Source organism: Vibrio sp. J2-3(2022), assembly GCF_021725735.1.
Classification (GTDB): domain Bacteria; phylum Pseudomonadota; class Gammaproteobacteria; order Enterobacterales; family Vibrionaceae; genus Vibrio; species Vibrio diabolicus.
This window is the reverse complement of the sequence record NZ_JAKKCK010000001.1, coordinates 1,635,141-1,652,113: the sequence shown is the minus strand read 5'-3', so window position 1 is coordinate 1,652,113 and position 16,973 is coordinate 1,635,141. Positions and strand designations below refer to the sequence as shown.

Below are 16,973 nucleotides of genomic sequence, written 5' to 3'. Positions count from 1 at the left end.
ACTTTAAAGAAGTGAGTTATTTGATACGGCTTGCTTAGGCCTAAATAGACTCGAGATAGCGAAGAACAACATATCTCCTAGAACCGTGACGATTCTGGAAATAAGGATGGCAACTAAGAGTGTATCTTCAATACTCGGCGAATCTAGGAGTGTGATTAAAACAGCCTCTCGGACACCCAACCCCGCAGGAGAGCCTGGGGTGGCAAACCCTATTAACCATGCGATGATGAAGTAACAAGAAGTTTTTAAAAATATCTCTAAAGTTGGAGTTAGATTGTCGTTTAGCGTAAAAAATATGAGTGAGAAAATACCGCCCGATACCAAAAAAAAGCAGAGATAAAGCCCACAAGCTTTTAGGTAATTGCGACTGGCTATCAAGCTTAATATTGATCCGGTGCTCACGATAAGTCCAGCGAATAAAGTCATCTCGTACCCCATTAAATTAGGGAAGTACTCATTTAGCAGAAAGACGCCAAACGAACCAGCCGCAATACCCATCAACCCTATTTCCCATAAGGTCGATTTCAGTAATACATTATTTTTAATTCCGTGTTGTACGCCAATTACTTGTCGGCTAGCGAATTGGAAAATGTTTCCAGGCAGATACTTAGCAATTTGAGATCCGCCAAACACCCAAATGGCAGTTGATGCAGACAGAGTATATTCACTGTTCGCGACTAAAAGTCGCCACGCCATAGAAAGAACATAATTGCCAAAGGCGTAGAGGCCTATGCAAAAAATAAATACCAGATAGGAGTAAGAGGGAATATCGTTAATATTCAGTTGCTGCGAGTATGTAGAGAGCTTGATTAATACAAAGGCGATGGAAAAAATAGTAATGATTCGCCCAACCCAGCGTAATATGAATTTACTCTTATTATGTTTCATGATTCACACGCTGGCATAAAACCATGGTCCAAGGAATGGGAGAGCGTACTTCGAGAATCTCAAAGTGCTGCTTGAGCAAAGTCAGAAAGGCATTCTTGGACCAGTGTTGGATATGTCCGGGAGTATTGCCCCAACTGTTTAAATATTTACCTCTTGCCATGTTTAACGCACACCACAACGGCTCTCTTGGCACACTAAAAATGTAATAGTCAGTATCGAGCTCTTGCAATGTTGCTAGTGCTTGCTCGGGATGCTCTAGGTGTTCCAAGACCTCACAACAAACAACAAGGTCAGCAGAATCAGTCTTTCTAGCAACGTCATACACACTTTTTTGTTCAAACAAAATGTCTTCCAAGTTGTGTGCTTGGGCATTGTCTCTTGCGAGTTGAATCACTTGTTGGGAGAAGTCACTCCCTTTCACACGGATCCCTTGTTGATGCCATTTAAGTGCCCAGACTCCTTCTCCGCAGCCGATCTCGTGTATCGACTTTGGTGTGACCATATCGACCAGTTGCGATAAATGATGATCGAAATTGCTCATCATTTTTCTGGCGATGGGGTTCTGAGTATTGTATTTGTCGTAATAGTTTCCGACAGGGATCCCCTGCTCTTCGATACCTTTAGATATTTTCATGGCGTACTCAAATAAATTATCTCAAATGGCCAGGAAGTTCTTCTATTGATGAACTATGTTCTTCAGCCAACCACCTGACTTACAAAGCGTTACGCTTCCCTCTAGTAGAGTGTAGGATAATTTATTGTTTTGTTTGCCTCGTTAGAAAAATTCTACAACCCCTTTAAATACTGCGCGTTGGCTGTTGGTTGAATCATGGCATTCAGCGTTTGGACGGTTTGTTCGCTGTGTTCTTCAAGTAGAGCTAAGAACGCGTCAATCAACTCAGGTTTGCTTGCTGAGACTTTCGTTTCGGTCTGGATATCACGCAGATCGATCAACACATCGGTAAATAATTGAGGCAGATCGTGCAGCACTTGCAGGTTTAAGACGTTGTGTTCGCTGTAGATCGAATTGTGGCTGCCTTTCTGTTTTTGCACCACGTAAGGATTGTCTTTTAAGTTGATGATAGACGTGCGTTTATCACAGCGTTTCAAACAACCTTTGTTGACCTTCACCTTACGGCATCCTTCGGTTTGTTGGAACAAACATTGGCGGCTCGTGAGTAGGGTATTTGGATGATAAATGCTGTAGAAGCTGCGCATGTTTTTCGGACGCTTGATATGGCGCATCTGCTTCATATTCAGCTCGTTAGAAACAAACGCGCCACTTGCCGCGAACTCGTCTTGAAGGCATTTAAACGCGTATGAGTTCACCGTGTTCATTTGTGGGCCTACCACCCAGCCTAAGCCGAGCTCTTTTGCGATCATGCCGACGCCTGAGTTGTTGGTGATCAACAACTCAGGTTGGATGGTTTCCAAAAATACGCGCGCGGCGTGGTAGTCTTCGCCAATCAAAATGGCTGGGAACCAAGGTTTGAGCATTGGGTTGGCTTGGAACAACTCAATCATCGCGCTCAGTTCGCCAGACAATCCCATTGGCAATTGATAGTAAACATCAATGTCGTGGTATTCGCACAGCATGGCTTCTTGTGCTGACGAGATCAGAACCGATAATTTTGGCGCACCTTGGCGAGGTTCTGGTTGAGGTAACGCTGGCAGAGTTGGTACATCAATCGACCCTTTCAAGCTGCTGCCGGATACTTGTGTCGAAGTGACATCGAACGACTTAGTTTGCTCTGCCACTTTCTCAATGATCGCGGTTTTGTCGTCGTAGAGTTTCTTTTTCACCGCTTGCACATCATCAGCAGACTGGCATTGATAAACCTTCGAAAAATGCTTTACAGCGTAGTCGCGCGGGTTGTCGATGTACATCGCCTTGCCGAAATCACCTTGCAAAAATGCGTTAGAGAAATCGCGGTTGAACACCGTGTATAACTCGGTGGTGTCTTCAGAGAGTTCCAAACCCTCGCACAAGCGATCGATTTGCTGACGCCAATTGTCGACCACGGTATAGACGTAGTGCGATTTCTTGATTCGTCCTTCCACTTTTAATGAATACACGCCAGCATCGGCAAGCGCTTTCAAGTCCCCAAAGGCGGAGTTGTCTTTCATATTGAGTGGGTAGTTGTTGCCCGTTTTGGTCGTTTCGTACTGTTCGCGACAAGGTTGACTGCAACGTCCACGGTTACCTGATGCACCATTGCGAGCGGAACTGATATAGCAAATTCCGGAGAATCCGATGCAGTATGAGCCGTGGACAAACACTTCCATCATTACGTTGTGCTCGCGACCAAATTGCGCCAGATGTTTGATCTCATTGATGTTGAGCTCGCGAGATAAGTTTACTCGGCTTGCGGTGAGCTGGTTGAGAAAGAGGATCTGGCCTTCGTTATGCGTGTTCAGTTGCGTTGAAGCGTGCACATCCAAATCGGGAAAGTGATGTTTGAGAATGTAGGCCAGACCGAGATCTTGTACGATCACGCCATCGATTTTGGTGGTGTTCAGTTGGCTGAGCAAGCGAACAATCGCTGGAATTTCACTTTCTAAAATCAGCACATTCAACGTTAGGAAAATCTTACAGCTGTGCTGATGGGCCAACGTTAACACGCCATTTAAGTTATCTAAGGTGAGGTTGGTCGCTCGGTTACGAGCATTGAAGCGGTCGAGCCCACAGTAAATTGCATCGGCGCCAGCGGCAATGGCGGCTTTGATGGAATCTAAATCACCACCGGGTGCTAATAACTCAAATTGATCGCGTGTCACTACTTTTCTCTTTCTTACTAAAATAGGCGGCAAATGTTACGTATTTCACGCTTTTGATGCTCAGCTAGTTAATGCTTTATTAATCTGAATCAATTAATCCGTGTTACACGGTCGACTCTTGAGTGGGTAGAGTGCAATTCGCGATAGCGGAATCTGACTTCTATAGTTTTCCTACACTTGGTTTTTCTATATTTAGTTTTCGACTCAGAGAGAGGAAGGGACGACAAATGAAAAAAGTAATCATCGGGTTGGTAGTGGCGTTGGCGTCATTGAGTGCGTTGGCTGGGGAGGGTGTGGTAACCGTTGCGAGCACGCATTCAGCAAAAGATACGGCGGATAAATTTGTCGCTATCGCGCAAGAAAAAGGCTTGAACGTCTTTGCGCGCATTAACCATCAAGAGAATGCCACGAAAGTCGATATGATGTTGCGACCAACCGAAGTTATCGTGTTTGGGAACCCTAAAGTGGGCACGCCACTGATGATCTGTGCGCAGGAAGTGGCGCTCGATTTACCCCAAAAAGTGTTGGTGTATGAAGATGATGAAGGCAAAACGTGGTTAGCTTATAACGATCCGATGTATTTAAAGCAGCGCCATCATATTGAAGGCTGTGACGAGGTATTGAACAAAATCAGCGGTGTGCTGAGCAATTTAACCAACGCGGCGGCGAAGTAGGCCTGGTTATTGGCTTCGCTTTTTACCTCCGAAAACGAAAAAGCCAACCTCACAAGGAGGTTGGCAAATCTTACCTAGATTGGGGGAGGTAAGATCAGGAGGTGGCGAGTACGCTATGCACTTCTGACTTAATTGAGTCAGACTGCGTACCGAAAATCGCTTGTAAACTGTCGCCAATCACTAACACATCTCGCGCGCCGAGTGCTTTCAGCTTAGCAACGTCAACATTGGCAATGTCTTTCACCGAGACACGTAGGCGAGTGATACACGCATCGACTGACTTAATATTGGCTTTGCCGCCCAATGCAGCCACTACATCCACCGCAATTTCATCAGGTTGTCCGGCGATCTTCACTTCTGCAATGTCGGTTTCGCGACCCGGCGTTTTTAGATCCAACTTCACAATTAGGAAGCGGAACAAGCCGTAGTACAGCGTCGCCCAGATTGGACCGATGATGATGAACATCCACGCGTTGGTCGACATTGGGTAGTAAAGGAAGAACTGAATCGCACCGTGCGCAAAGTCCGTACTGTGTTTGATTTCCAAAAATGCAGTGATCGCAAACGCAATACCAGTTAGGAAAATATGGATTACGTACAGCACTGGCGCGACGAATAGGAAGGTAAATTCGATTGGCTCTGTGATACCAGTTAACCAAGAGGTCAACGCCGCAGACATCATCAAACCGCCGACGATTTTCTTACGCTCAGGAGACGCGCAGTGGTAAATCGCCAGTGCCGCTGCTGGGAGCGCCCACATGGAGTACATAAAGCCACCAGACAGATAACCTGCGGTTTTATCGCCCGCGAAGAAGCGAGTGAGCTCACCAGTAAACTCTTTGCCGGTTTCTGGGTCTACATAGCTGCCAACTTCAAAGAAGAACGGCGCATTCCAGATGTGGTGCAAACCCACCGGGAGTAATGAACGTTCGCCCGCGCCATAAACCGCCCACGCGAGTACAGGGTTTTGGTACGCTGCCCAATGAGAGAATGCATCAAGAAGTTGTCCGACAGGTGGCCATGCAAACGCGAGAATCGCACCAACGACGATCGCCGATAGACCGGTGACAATGGGCACAAATCGCTTACCCGCGAAGAAGCCCAAATATTCCGGCAGTTTGATGTTGTAGAAGCGGTTGTACATGATTGCCGCGACCGCACCGATAAAGATGCCGCCAAACACCCCGGTTTGCAGCGTCTCAACGCCCATGATGGTGGCGTCAGTTTCTAAGCCACGCAGACCAGTCACGATACCGAGCGATGCGTTCATAATAATTAGGCCAACTAAGCCAGCGAGCGCAGCCGCACCGTCATTGCCTTTTGATAACCCGAGCGCTACACCGACCGCAAACATCAACTGCATGTTGCCGAACACGCCTTCACCAGCGGCGAGCATCACTTTGTTGACCGCGTCCGGAATAAACGCAAAACCCGCGTTACCAATACCCAGCATCAAGCCGGCCACCGGTAACACCGCCACAGGCAGCATCAACGACCGCCCTATTTTTTGTAGTTGTCCAAATATACTTGCAAACATGGTTTCCTCCTGACGAATGCCAGTGTTGTAGGACCTGATTCCTTCAGGTCATGTTGTTTCACGTAAGGTCAGGATGATCATAGCGAGCAAGGCGGCGCCTAAGGTTACAAAAGGCAATCAGTTTGTAAGTGGCCGCTTACAAATCTCTTACACCGAGAAGTGAAAATTGTAATCGGCTCGATTGTGCATGGGCGTTTAAGAATGCATCATATTGGCCAGCGCCAAACTCAGGGGCAGGCACAGGGACGGACACAGGGAAAGTAGGATGGAAAACAAGCAGATACTGGTCGTCGATGACAACCTAGACCTTCGCGAAGCGTTGTCAGATTACCTTGGCCGCGCAGGGTTTGAAGTGCTTTGCGCAGAAAACGGCGGCGTAATGTGGCAACTGCTCAACGATCACCATCCTGATTTGATCATCCTCGATATTATGATGCCCGGTGAAGACGGCTTTACCCTGTGCCAGAAACTGCGCAAAAACTCCGATATCCCGATCATCATGCTGACCGCCGTCACTGAAGAAGCCGACCGAGTCGCAGGACTAGAAATGGGCGCTGACGACTACATCACCAAATCATTCAGCCCGCGAGAACTGCTCGCGCGCATCAAAACGATTCTGAGACGCAGCCAATCGACCGCCAATAGCAAACTGACGCGTAAAGTGCGTTTTGATGATTGGTTGTTAGATACCGTAACCCGGCAACTGACCCACGTCGCTAGCCGCGAAATTAAGCAACTGAGTGGCGCGGATTTGTCGCTGCTCGGTTTGTTCGTCAACCACGCGCAATCAATATTGTCTCGCGATGACATTGCGCGCGAGATCTGGGGACGCGATGCCGACCCGTTTGAACGCGGCATCGACGTGCAGATCAGCCGCTTGCGTCATCACCTTGAAGATAAAGAGCGCTCGCTGATCCTAACGGTGCGCAACAAAGGCTACATGCTGACCACGGACGTGCATTATGAGAATTAAACGCTGGACGGGATCACTGGTCGTTCGCACCAGTGTGTTCCTGTTGCTGGTGATCATTCTGGCGCAGGTATTATCCGGGATTATCTGGTATCAACACGCCAGCGAACGCGATAAAGAGGGCCTGACCACCACAGTCAAAAGCTTAGCACTGAGCGCTTCTTCCACCATCGCTTTCTTTCAAACCCTCCCTTCTGAATATCGCCACTTGGTGCTCAATCAACTACGCAACATGGGTGGTACGCGCTTTTTCGTCTCACTCAACAATCACCAGATTGAAGTCGACCCACTGCCAGAGAGCGAGCGCAAAACGTTGGTCATCAACCAAGTTCGCGAGGTATTAGAAAGCGAGCTGAGCGGAATTCCTAATATCGAAGTGGAGTTCACCCAGCGCGACAAACTCAAAGTGTTCAACAACGAGCTACCTATCGATGAACTGCCACTATTGTGGGCGCATTATTCGCTTTCGTTTGGTGACCTCAATCCACCCATTCTGGTGATGCAGGTCGAAGTCGCGCAGAACGAATGGTTTTATCTCGCGGCGGTGCTACCCGCGCCTTACATCAACCTAGAGACTAACTATTTTGAGCTGCGCCAATGGCTGACGCTATTGCTGTCCGCGCTAATGCTGTTGCTGTGTACCTGGTTTATCGTTCGCAAAGAAATTCAACCCATTCGAGAGCTGGCAAAAGCAGCAACCCTGATGTCGAGCCGATTAGACGTGCCCGAAGTCTCTGAGCGAGGCAGTAACGAACTGAAAGCGGCGGTACGTGCGTTTAACAAAATGAACCGACGCATCGACAGCCACATTAAAGACCGCGAGATGCTGTTCAGCGCCATCTCCCACGATCTGAAAACGCCGATAGCCTGCCTAAAACTGCGGGCGGAAATGCTGGATGACGACGCCGACCGAGAACGCTTTATCCGCCTGAGTAACGACCTAGATTTGATGGTCAAAGGCGCATTGCAATGCATTAAAGAGACCGATATCCACGAGGAAATCGAGCCGATCAATTTCACCCAACTGATTCAGCACATTTCCGCCAATATCGCCGATGCGCCGGACACGATTCGCATCCACGGTGAAATCCGCACCCACTTTGCCGGCAAACCGTTAGCGATTAAGCGCTGCATTCAGAATCTGGTCGATAACGCGCTCAAATACGGCCATCAAGCGGACATTACGCTGAGTGAAAGCCCAGAGTCTATCCAGATTGAAATTGAAGATCACGGTGACGGTGTTGACGATTTATTACTTGAAAAGCTCTGCCAGCCATACTTCCGCGCTAGCAACGATAAAGAAGGCAGTGGGCTGGGGTTAACCATTTCACAGAGTATTGCAAAGGCTCACGGAGGCAACTTGTTGCTGAGCCATTCTCAGTTTGGCGGCCTCTGCGCCACACTGACTTTCCCGAGAGACTGACTATGAACAAACTGGCATTATTGTTCCCACTGTTGCTCGCCCCTTGCGTCGCTCACGCTGAGTCGCCACAAGGGGTAGAGTTTTTACATTGGTGGACTTCTGACGGCGAACAGCAAGCGCTGCAAACACTTAAATCTCAGCTAAAACGGCACGATATTGAGCTGCTACAAAGCCCGGTGTTAGGCGGTGGTGGAGACAGTGCGATGACGGTACTGCAAGCTCGCGCGCTGGCGGGCAATCCACCAAGCTTCGCGCAAATCGAAGGGCCAAGTATTAAAGCGTGGGATGCCATCGGTATTTTGCACAACGTCAACGCGGTTGCCGATGAGCAGCGCTGGGACGAGGTGCTCTACCCGCTATCTATTGAAATCAACAAAACACAAAACGGTTATATCGCCCTGCCACTTACGCTGCACCGTTTGAACTGGCTGTGGGTCAACCACAAGCTGCTTAAACAACTGAATCTGTCCGCGCCGAAAAACTGGCAAGAGATGTTCGCCGCCATGGAGCTTGCGAAGCAAAATGGCATCGTGCCGATCGCGGTCGGTGAGCAGCCGTGGCAAGTCGCCCAACTTTTCGAGAACTTAGTGATCTCCACTGGCGGCGTTGAGTTCTACACCAATGCAATGGTTAAACTTGAGCGAGACAGCATCGACAGTGATACCCTGCGCCAAGCGTTGACGCAATTTCGCCGCCTGAGTTTGTTGATCGACAACCAATTACCCGACAGTAAGTGGGATACGGCGACCCAAGCGCTAGCCGACGGTCAAGCGCTGTTTCAAATCGGTGGAGATTGGATTTTAGGTGAGCTGCTCGCCAATCAAGTCTCGGTTCCGCAAGAGGTCGGCTGTTACCCAACGCCTGACAGCGATGGTGTATTCCTCTACAACATGGACAGTTTGGTGTTTATGTCGAGCAAATCGTTTTCTGCCGAGGCGGCTCAGCAAACCGCGAGCGCGCTGGCAGACGTCGAGTTTCAAGCTAAGTTCAATAAGGTAAAAGGCTCGATTCCGGTACGCACCGATATCGACATCAGCGATTTTAATCCTTGTCAGGTCCAGTCATATCAAGACTTTCACTACGGCGTTAAACACAATCTCGCTGTGCCGAGTATGATTGATTCGATGGCGGTCAATCCGGTAGCTCAGCAAGCGATAAACTCGGAAATCTTCCGTTTTTACCGCAATCCCAAGATGGAACCCGACGAGCTGATAAAACGCGTTATTGCGATTTCGAAAAGCGGTTAATGGCAATGAATCTGTGCCGAGATGGAATAAAAAAGCCCCAATGATGGGGGCTTGAGTAAAGCGAAGTATGCCGTTTAGAAATAGTGGAAGATCGGCGGTTCATGCATCAAGAAGTTTTGATGGGAGATGTTCCACGCATAGGCGCCTGCTAAGGTAAACACAACGTAATCACCAATATCGACGTGGGCGACGTGTTGATTGCGTGCCAGCACATCTTTGGGCGTACAAAGCTGGCCGACAAAAGTTGCTTGTGCATGCTGAATTGGATGAGAAATCTCATGGTGTTGCTCGCTTGTCAGGATGACGAATGGATGATCATGGCTCTGCGCTGCTGGCGTGCGGAAGTGGTGAGTTCCCCCGCGTGCGATGACAAAGTTTTCGCCAAGATTTTGCTTAATATCCAGCACTTCCATCACGTAATAACCGCATGCCGCTGTGATGAACCGTCCGCATTCAAAACGCAGTGTCCAATCTTGAACTTGCTCTTTAGCGATCAGGAATTCCAACTTGTCGCAAAACTCCATCCACGGAAAGTGTTGCTCAGGGTTTTGGTAGTTGATGCCCATGCCGCCGCCCAAGTTGATCATCAGCTCACCGAGTTCAAACTCTTGTTGCCACGCTTTCACGACTTGGAAATAGCGCTGCATCAACGCTAAGTGACGTTCAACATCGAGCTGATGCGACATCAAGTGAAAATGGAAGCCTTTGAGTGACACTTGCGGGAAATCGCGCAGCAACATCAAAGCATTACTCAGTTCGGACTCGTCCAAACCAAAAGGAGTCGGCTTGCCGCCCATCGCCAACTTGCTGAGCGTGATGTCGCCGATATCAATGTTCATACGCAAAAAGATCGAAGTCGGGCGGTTGAGGCGCTCGGTTAGTGCTCCAATGCGTTGCAGCTCGGTGAGGCTTTCGACATGAATTGCATCAACATCAAGCTCAATCGCTTGTTGCAATTCACTTGGCATTTTTCCCGGGCCACCGAAGATCAATGGCTTATCGAGTTGCTGCTGGTGGAGGTGTGCCAATTCCCCGCCAGATGCCGCTTCAATACCATCGACATATGGCGCGAGCGTGTTGAGAATCGGGCCCGATGGATTGGCTTTGGCTGCGTAAAATAGCTCGACATTTTTCGGCAAAACGTGACGCAGTTGTTTGATGTGTTCTTCTAAGGCGTTTAGGTCATACAAGTACGCGCATAAGGGTTGATTTTGCTGCAGTGCGAGCGTGTGAACTTGCTGGCTAACGCGTGTCGGTAGGGAGAGTGAATTAGGCATGTTGCGCTCCTTTTTCGTGTTGCTGCCAAGGCGCGGCGACTTGGGTATAGCCCGACTCCTTATCGGCTTTTTGCATCAAACGCGTGGTGAAATTATTTTTGCTTGGGAAGTGACCGCCATTCAGCAACGCTTCTAGTTCCGGCTGTTTTCCATTCACTGATTGCCAACGCACAATGGCACTTTGCAACGCATTCCACAGCGTTTGCTCTAGTGGCTCATCACCTTCTGCGATGAAGAAAATCGCTTCGCTGATGTTGTTGATAAAGGTGCAGTATCCGATGCGATTCCAGCCTTGTTCGCGACTGTAGTAAACCGATTGTCGCGCGCGTTCAGACAAATCAGTTAATGTTTCTGCTGGCCAGAGCTCCGGCAGTAATTTAGTGCCTTCCAAATCACGAATCCAAACACAACACGGCATCTCTTGCTCAAAGCCAATCAAGGTGTTTTGCAAATGCGGCTCAAACGCCACCCCGTGTTTGAAGTAGTAGTTAAACACACCCGGAATTAGGCAATGCAAATAGCGTTCAAACCACAGTGTCGCGATGTCGGAATAGCGATTTTGCGTAGTGCGCGCTTTGTTTTTAAGGCGTTGAGCAATGCAACTGTTGCCGTTTTTGTCGTAAGCAAACAGAGCGCCAGCGAGGGTTGGTTTTAAGATGTCGACTTCGCTCAGCGAGAAATTTTCGCGGTATAAAATCCCAAACGATTCGCGCGCTTTGGTGTTGTCGTCCCAATTACGCTCAGCGACACTTTCTAGATTCAACGTAGTGGCGTAAGGCTCTGTCATCACTTTAAATACGGGGTTGTGCAGCTGTTCGTTTTCTCTTATTGGTTTGAGAATCGACGTGAGCTGCACGGCGCTGTCGAGTTCGTACCACGCGTTTTTGCGCACGCAATTGGTTAATCGTACGTTGATGGAGAATTTCGCAAACCAATCCATGTCTGGGTGGTAGAGGGTACGAACTGAAGAGGTCGGCTGCATCTTTTCACCACCTAAACCCAGTGGTGTGATCTTGCCTTGTTCAATGGCACGCTTCACGCTTGGGTTGCTCAAAATGGTGTAGCTTTCCCAAGGATGGCAAGGGTAGAGGGTCTTCCCATTGCTGATGGTGTGTTGTGGCGTGAGCTGTTGTAGCATGCGCTGAGCAGGGTTAGCGTCTCCGTCAGAACTCAGCACATCAAGTAAGGACGTATCCACTTCAAACCAGTACAACGGGACTTGCGCGCCGACTTCTGGAGAAAACGCCAAGAGATCATCCATGGTGACGCCCGAACGACTTTTCGGGGTCGGATGGAAAGTATGCCCCCAAATCAGAGACTGTTCCGAAGCGATAAATTCGTTGTGATGCGATTTGGGCGCGACGTTGAGAAACTGCTCGGTAACCAGAACGCTATTTTCCAGTTGTTCGATCAGCTCATGGTTAAACGGGATCGCCAACACCTGCTTGAGATAGTTAAGCAAAAGCGTAAGAGTTTGCGTGGCATCCAATTTCGCCCAGCCAGATCCCGGCATTTTCGCCCACGGCAGTTCTGCCAATTTGATTTTGCCCAGTTTGCTCGCGTAGTGAATCGGCAAAACCAGCACGCCATTTTGTTGAGACAGATGAACGGCTACCCGTTGCTTGGCGGAATAGTTGCGTTTTAACGTTTGGGGTAGCGATGTCGATTGGTAGCGCCATTCCACTTGTTGATTCGGTAGCGCAAATTCACGTAAGTAACAATTAAGAACACCCATTATCGTGTTGAGTTGGGCCTTCTCCCGATTGAGCTGCACATCATGCGCGCGCAACTCGCTAGTCTGAGAGGATTGAGTTTGTAACATGTTGATTTCCAAATTTTGAATGGAGAACCAGCGCGATCAAGGTGATTACGCTGACTATCGCAGAAAGTAGGAAAGGAACCTCAAGTAGCCCCAAGCTAGAAATGAAAGAAGCGCAAAATCCCGCCGCCACGCCACCCCATTTGGACATGGCATCAAAGCGAGAAAATACTTTGCCACTGAGTTTGCGATCCAGATTGCTCGCAAGATGCTGATGCAATCCGTGATAACAACACACCATCGCGATGCCGAAGACAATTCTCGCAGCAATGAGTGCGGTTTCGGACGCAATCAAATGCAAGGCAGAGCTCACGGCAAGCAATGCAAACCCGAGCCACAACGTGCGCAGTGGTTGATGGCGATTCAGCCCATCTGACAACACGTGGATTTTGCCTGCCAGCAACAGATAGACGCCATGCGGCAGTGCGTACAAAAAACCGATCCATGCGTGGTTAGTGATGCCATATTGCTGCACAAACGGCGAGAAATAAGGAAAGGTCACCACCATGGAAAACGCAAACCCGAACTGAGCAAAGAAGATCCAACGAATGGCATGCATTGCGTTTTTCTGTGCAACCGGTTTTTCTTGCTGAGATTCTGAGTTTGGCTTTTCGAGGTTTTGGTCGGCGGGTTTATCCGCAGGCAGTGTTAGCGTGATGCCCATAGCAATTAAAGGCAAAACGCATAACCAAAGGTACGCGTTGAGCGGGTTGGTCTCTGACAAGCTCCAGCCGAGCCCTATGGGCGCAACGATCAGCGCCAAGCGAGCAGATAGTTGGGTTTTATTGAGTGACTTGCCGAGTGTTTTGGCTTCTTTAATTTGACTAGATAAGTAGCTGTTCGAGGCGGCCATGGTGCCACCAAAGGTTCCTTGAACAATAAGACCAAACACAAACATGGCGAGGTTGTCTGCCAAGCCGCACAGCGCAAACCCTGCTGCAAGGCCAAGTTGCGCACGCAAGAGTGAGCGGCGGCGACCGTAGCGATCTGCAAAGTTGCCCCAAAATCGCGCCGCCAACGCAGTACAAAACGTGGGTAGGATAAACAATACCCCTGCCCAGTCCGCATCAATGCTTGCGCCTAACGTTGGCAACACGACGGGTAGAAATAGCGGCATACCTAACGCGGCAAACGCAGCGATAAAGTGGCACAACAACACACTGTAGATGAGTTTGGTCATAATCGTTTAACGTACGCTTTTTTTGATGGCTTCTAAGTAGGCGCGTTGCGCTTCTTCGCTAGAAAGCAGCAAGAAGTTCGGAGCCGACAAACCATAGAACTTATTGATGTCACTCGCGCCGGAGGCCTCTTTCGAGAGCAAACTGCCAGAGCTCAACAAGTACTTGGCGTACAAATCAGGCGCCTCTTGCAGTAACTCGCGTGCCAGTTTTGTTTCTAACCCTTCGCCTTCCAATCGGTTGAGTTGCTCTGCAATGCTTTTGGCCACGATGGCGTAAAGCGATGCTGAAGAGGCAATGCCCTTCGCTGCCATGGCTTCTACAATTGCTGCGATATCCAATTGTAATGTGATGGTGGTAAACATCTGACCGAGCGCCAATTCATTGTCGACTTTGATGCGTTGGTCGAGCAGTTCATCGCAATCCACTGGAAGTGTTTTTGCGCCGTGTTTTTCGGCAGCATGGTCTGTTGCAAAGCGGAAGCGCTCTGGCCAAACTCGCGCCGCGTCGTTGTCTTTCATCGCGAGCGTCATTTTGCCCTGTTGATCAAATGCAATGATGGCGTTTTGCTGATTGGACTCCAATGCGATGCCATAACGAAGCCACAAGGTGAGGTGCACTTGGCATAATAGGTCGACGTAATCTTGGAACCAAGCCAGCGTATCTTGTTGATAGTACTGCTCCGCCAAATGTTCTAAAAACAAGCGACCGTCAGGCATTGGGCTAGCCAGTGCTGCAACCGGAACTAACGCTTTATCTTCGCAATGAGTAAGTGGGTACTCACGTACGATGTACGCGAAGGTTTTATCCTCGCCGACGTGCCCGCCGTGTTTTTCGTTGCAATGGAACAAGCGAGTGTTTAAGTCGGCATCCGTTTGTTCAAGGTGGCTGAGTAGACGTTCAAACCAGTGGCCGTCATACAGTGTTGAAGGCTTGATTAAGCGAATGTTTTTCGTGCCTAGCGATCGCATGATCAGCGGAACTTTGATGTGAATATGCGGCGCTTCGTTGACTACCACAGTACGAACGGAAAGCGTCGGCGTCACGTCTAGATACGTTAAAGGCGCTTCTATCATACCTTCGGGTAAGGCTTCCAAAGATCGCAGGGTGAGCGGATGCGCAGGGAACAGAACGTGGCTCAGTGCAAAATCAGCAGGAAGCCCCACTTGCTCCATCGTCGGCCAGCAATCAGGTTGTTCGCTGGTTAATGTCACCAGTGATTTTTCAATCGCAATCCAATGCAGAGCAAAGCTTTGTGCGAACTCGGGCGCGTACTTAGCAAGGTCTTCATCGCTCAGACCAAACTTCGCCCGCGCAGTTGGATAGTACGGGTGGTCAAGGTAAGAAGCGATCTGGTCGGCAAGCAGTAGCTTTTTATGCCAAGAACCAAGCTCGGATATTGGTTGAGAAATGTGGTCGGCGTGGTGACGAAACGCTTGGTCACACAGCGCTTTGTGTTTCTCTGCACATTCCAGTTCTTGAAGGTACCCCGCCAACAATTCGTGAGAGCTGTCATGCGCCAGTGTCGTTAGTAGCGCAATCCACTCTTGATAATGCTGCTGATGCTCGACTTGGCCATTCCTCTCCACCCACCAACCTAGCGGCGCTTCGCCATTGGTTTGGCCGTAACACCAATGCTGCATGTAATACGTTGGCACAACAGGTAAATAGAGCGTGAAATCCGGATTATCAAAGGTCAGCCAGACTTGCTCGCCTTGAGGAACAATAACCCCTTTTGGTGCGGCGCTACTGAACTTGGCGTTCGATAAAATGCCAAACATGTCTTCGCGCAGGCAAGTATCGATCAATCGTTGGGTTAGGTATAAAGCGTTGTGATTCATGCTGCCACCTCGCGAGTCGGAGCGAGATCGAAATTGCTAAGCGCGTTCTGCAGCGCTTGGTCGAGGTTTCGCCCTGATGGTGAGACAATCGAAATTCGGGCGAGATAATCCTTATTGGAATAACTCTGTTGGAAGTGTTCTCCAGCGGTTTTTAGTACCTGTTGCTGGGTGATGATATCGTCATCGTGTTGGATGAACGACGTCGAACCTCCGTCGAGCACACCACTGTGTTCCGCAACTACGTAGTGCACGTGCGCTGACCCATGAATTTGGTAATCGCCGTCCAATCTTCGACCCAGATGCAGACCCAAAATCGTGCTAAACCAGCCGAAGTGAGCGAGATTGTTGAGCAAGAATTCGCGGCCATCCCCAATGCTGCGATAGTTGATTTCCACCAGAACTGGGCCGTTTTCAGTGATAATAAATTCGCTGTGGCAAACACCAAAACCAACGCCAAACGCTTTCAGGTGAGCCAAGCAAGCTTCTCGGTGAGCAATGCCGTTTGGTCCGTTCCAGTCTGCGGCCGTTTCGATAAAGTAAGGCGGCTCAGAGAGCGACACATCAAAACCGCCCACGGCGATAAGGCGCTCACCATCTCCTAAAGTTTCTAGCGTAACCAACGGCCCTTGAAGGAATTGCTCCACCAGAATGGCGGCGTTTGGGTGTTTTTGCCAAAACGCATCGCAGTATGCGTCGAGCTCGCTTTGGGAGTCACAGCGCTGCACATCTAAACTTGCCACGCCTTCTTTGGGTTTTGCCACGACAGGAAAGGCCATGCCTAATGCCACATTCGAATGGCGGTGCAGCAAACAGCTTTGTGTGTTGGGTAGGGCTTTTTCACTCAACACTTGTCGAGTTAAGTGTTTGTTTTTGGACTTTAACGTGACAGACCAATCTTTGGATGGGAGGCCAAAAAACTGCGCGCAGATGGCGGTGGAAGTTTGTAAGTGATCACTATTGCTGAAAATAGCGTCTGGCTTTAATTCATGCTCCGTGATGGTTTCGATGAGTTCTAATGGGTTGAAGACATCACATTCTAGAATGGTATCCGGATTAAAGTGACTATCACGACTTGCCAGCTCTAAATGGCTGATCTTGTGGTCGGTGATAAGAACGACGTGAAGGTCCATCGCTTTAGCTGCAGGCACAAAGCCGTGAGTGACTGCATCGTTAACGACATGACTTACGATAATCATCGTAGATTTCATGAGCTTTCCTAATTTTCTAACATTTTCTTCTAACGTTGATAAAGTCGCTCACGGTCGTCTTCCAATGTGCCTCTCCCGAGACGGAGGGCAGAAGTTTTAGTGTTTATTGTTATTATGTTTGGTTTTTTTTGTT

The 16,973-nt window shown here is 49.2% G+C and carries 13 protein-coding genes; 4 read left to right on the top strand and 9 right to left on the bottom strand.

Features of this window, described 5'->3' with window-relative positions; all coding sequences use genetic code 11:
• Positions 1–3: 3 nt before the first annotated feature.
• The 3 genes from L3V27_RS07140 to L3V27_RS07130 all read right to left on the bottom strand — a co-directional run bounded on the left by L3V27_RS07140 (position 4) and on the right by L3V27_RS07130 (position 3,666).
• A complete protein-coding gene (locus L3V27_RS07140; RefSeq protein ID WP_237311440.1) occupies positions 4–888 on the bottom strand; it encodes a hypothetical protein in 885 nt (294 codons plus the stop codon).
• Complete coding sequence (locus L3V27_RS07135) at positions 878–1,522, bottom strand: class I SAM-dependent methyltransferase (RefSeq protein ID WP_005395561.1); 645 nt, start codon at positions 1,520–1,522, stop codon at positions 878–880. Before L3V27_RS07135 ends, L3V27_RS07140 begins: the two co-directional genes overlap by 11 nt.
• Positions 1,523–1,674: 152 nt before the next feature.
• Positions 1,675–3,666, bottom strand: coding sequence for a U32 family peptidase (locus L3V27_RS07130; protein WP_237311439.1), 1,992 nt, complete (start codon positions 3,664–3,666; stop codon positions 1,675–1,677).
• 227 nt (positions 3,667–3,893) lie between these two features.
• Between L3V27_RS07130 and L3V27_RS07125 the strand changes: the two genes are divergently transcribed.
• Positions 3,894–4,340 (top strand): DUF302 domain-containing protein, encoded by a 447-nt coding sequence (locus tag L3V27_RS07125; protein ID WP_237311438.1) that lies wholly within the window; start codon positions 3,894–3,896, stop codon positions 4,338–4,340.
• A 94-nt stretch (positions 4,341–4,434) separates the two neighbouring features.
• Here L3V27_RS07125 and ptsG read toward each other — a convergent pair whose 3' ends face one another.
• Positions 4,435–5,877, bottom strand: a complete 1,443-nt coding sequence (ptsG, locus tag L3V27_RS07120; RefSeq protein WP_025500127.1) for a glucose-specific PTS transporter subunit IIBC — start codon at positions 5,875–5,877, stop codon at positions 4,435–4,437.
• Positions 5,878–6,142: 265 nt separating this feature from the next.
• Here ptsG and L3V27_RS07115 point away from each other — a divergent pair, with 265 nt between their 5' ends.
• Genes L3V27_RS07115 through L3V27_RS07105 form a run of 3 tightly spaced genes read left to right on the top strand, consistent with a single transcriptional unit; the run spans position 6,143 to position 9,517 of the window.
• Positions 6,143–6,850 (top strand): response regulator transcription factor, encoded by a 708-nt coding sequence (locus L3V27_RS07115; protein WP_150917419.1) that lies wholly within the window; start codon positions 6,143–6,145, stop codon positions 6,848–6,850.
• Complete coding sequence (locus L3V27_RS07110; protein WP_237311437.1) at positions 6,840–8,270, top strand: HAMP domain-containing sensor histidine kinase; 1,431 nt, start codon at positions 6,840–6,842, stop codon at positions 8,268–8,270. The genes L3V27_RS07115 and L3V27_RS07110 overlap by 11 nt, the downstream gene beginning before the upstream one ends.
• A 2-nt stretch (positions 8,271–8,272) precedes the next feature.
• Positions 8,273–9,517 (top strand): ABC transporter substrate-binding protein, encoded by a 1,245-nt coding sequence (locus tag L3V27_RS07105; RefSeq protein WP_237311436.1) that lies wholly within the window; start codon positions 8,273–8,275, stop codon positions 9,515–9,517.
• A 74-nt stretch (positions 9,518–9,591) separates the two neighbouring features.
• On the opposite strand, the gene L3V27_RS07100 is transcribed toward L3V27_RS07105, so the two are convergent.
• The 5 genes from L3V27_RS07100 to L3V27_RS07080 are packed head-to-tail and all read right to left on the bottom strand — an operon-like array spanning position 9,592 to position 16,840.
• Positions 9,592–10,794 carry a type III PLP-dependent enzyme gene (locus tag L3V27_RS07100; RefSeq protein ID WP_237311435.1) on the bottom strand — a complete coding sequence of 401 codons (1,203 nt, stop codon included), beginning with the start codon at positions 10,792–10,794 and terminating at the stop codon, positions 9,592–9,594.
• Positions 10,787–12,616, bottom strand: a complete 1,830-nt coding sequence (locus L3V27_RS07095; RefSeq protein ID WP_237311434.1) for an IucA/IucC family protein — start codon at positions 12,614–12,616, stop codon at positions 10,787–10,789. The genes L3V27_RS07100 and L3V27_RS07095 overlap by 8 nt, the downstream gene beginning before the upstream one ends.
• Positions 12,588–13,793, bottom strand: a complete 1,206-nt coding sequence (locus tag L3V27_RS07090; protein WP_150917434.1) for an MFS transporter — start codon at positions 13,791–13,793, stop codon at positions 12,588–12,590. The genes L3V27_RS07095 and L3V27_RS07090 overlap by 29 nt, the downstream gene beginning before the upstream one ends.
• Before the next feature lie 6 nt (positions 13,794–13,799).
• On the bottom strand, positions 13,800–15,632 hold the full coding sequence (locus L3V27_RS07085; protein ID WP_237311433.1) for an IucA/IucC family protein: 1,833 nt from the start codon (positions 15,630–15,632) through the stop codon (positions 13,800–13,802).
• Positions 15,629–16,840: a hypothetical protein gene (locus L3V27_RS07080; RefSeq protein ID WP_237311432.1), complete on the bottom strand. Its 1,212-nt coding sequence runs from the start codon at positions 16,838–16,840 to the stop codon at positions 15,629–15,631. Before L3V27_RS07080 ends, L3V27_RS07085 begins: the two co-directional genes overlap by 4 nt.
• Positions 16,841–16,973: the final 133 nt, after the last annotated feature.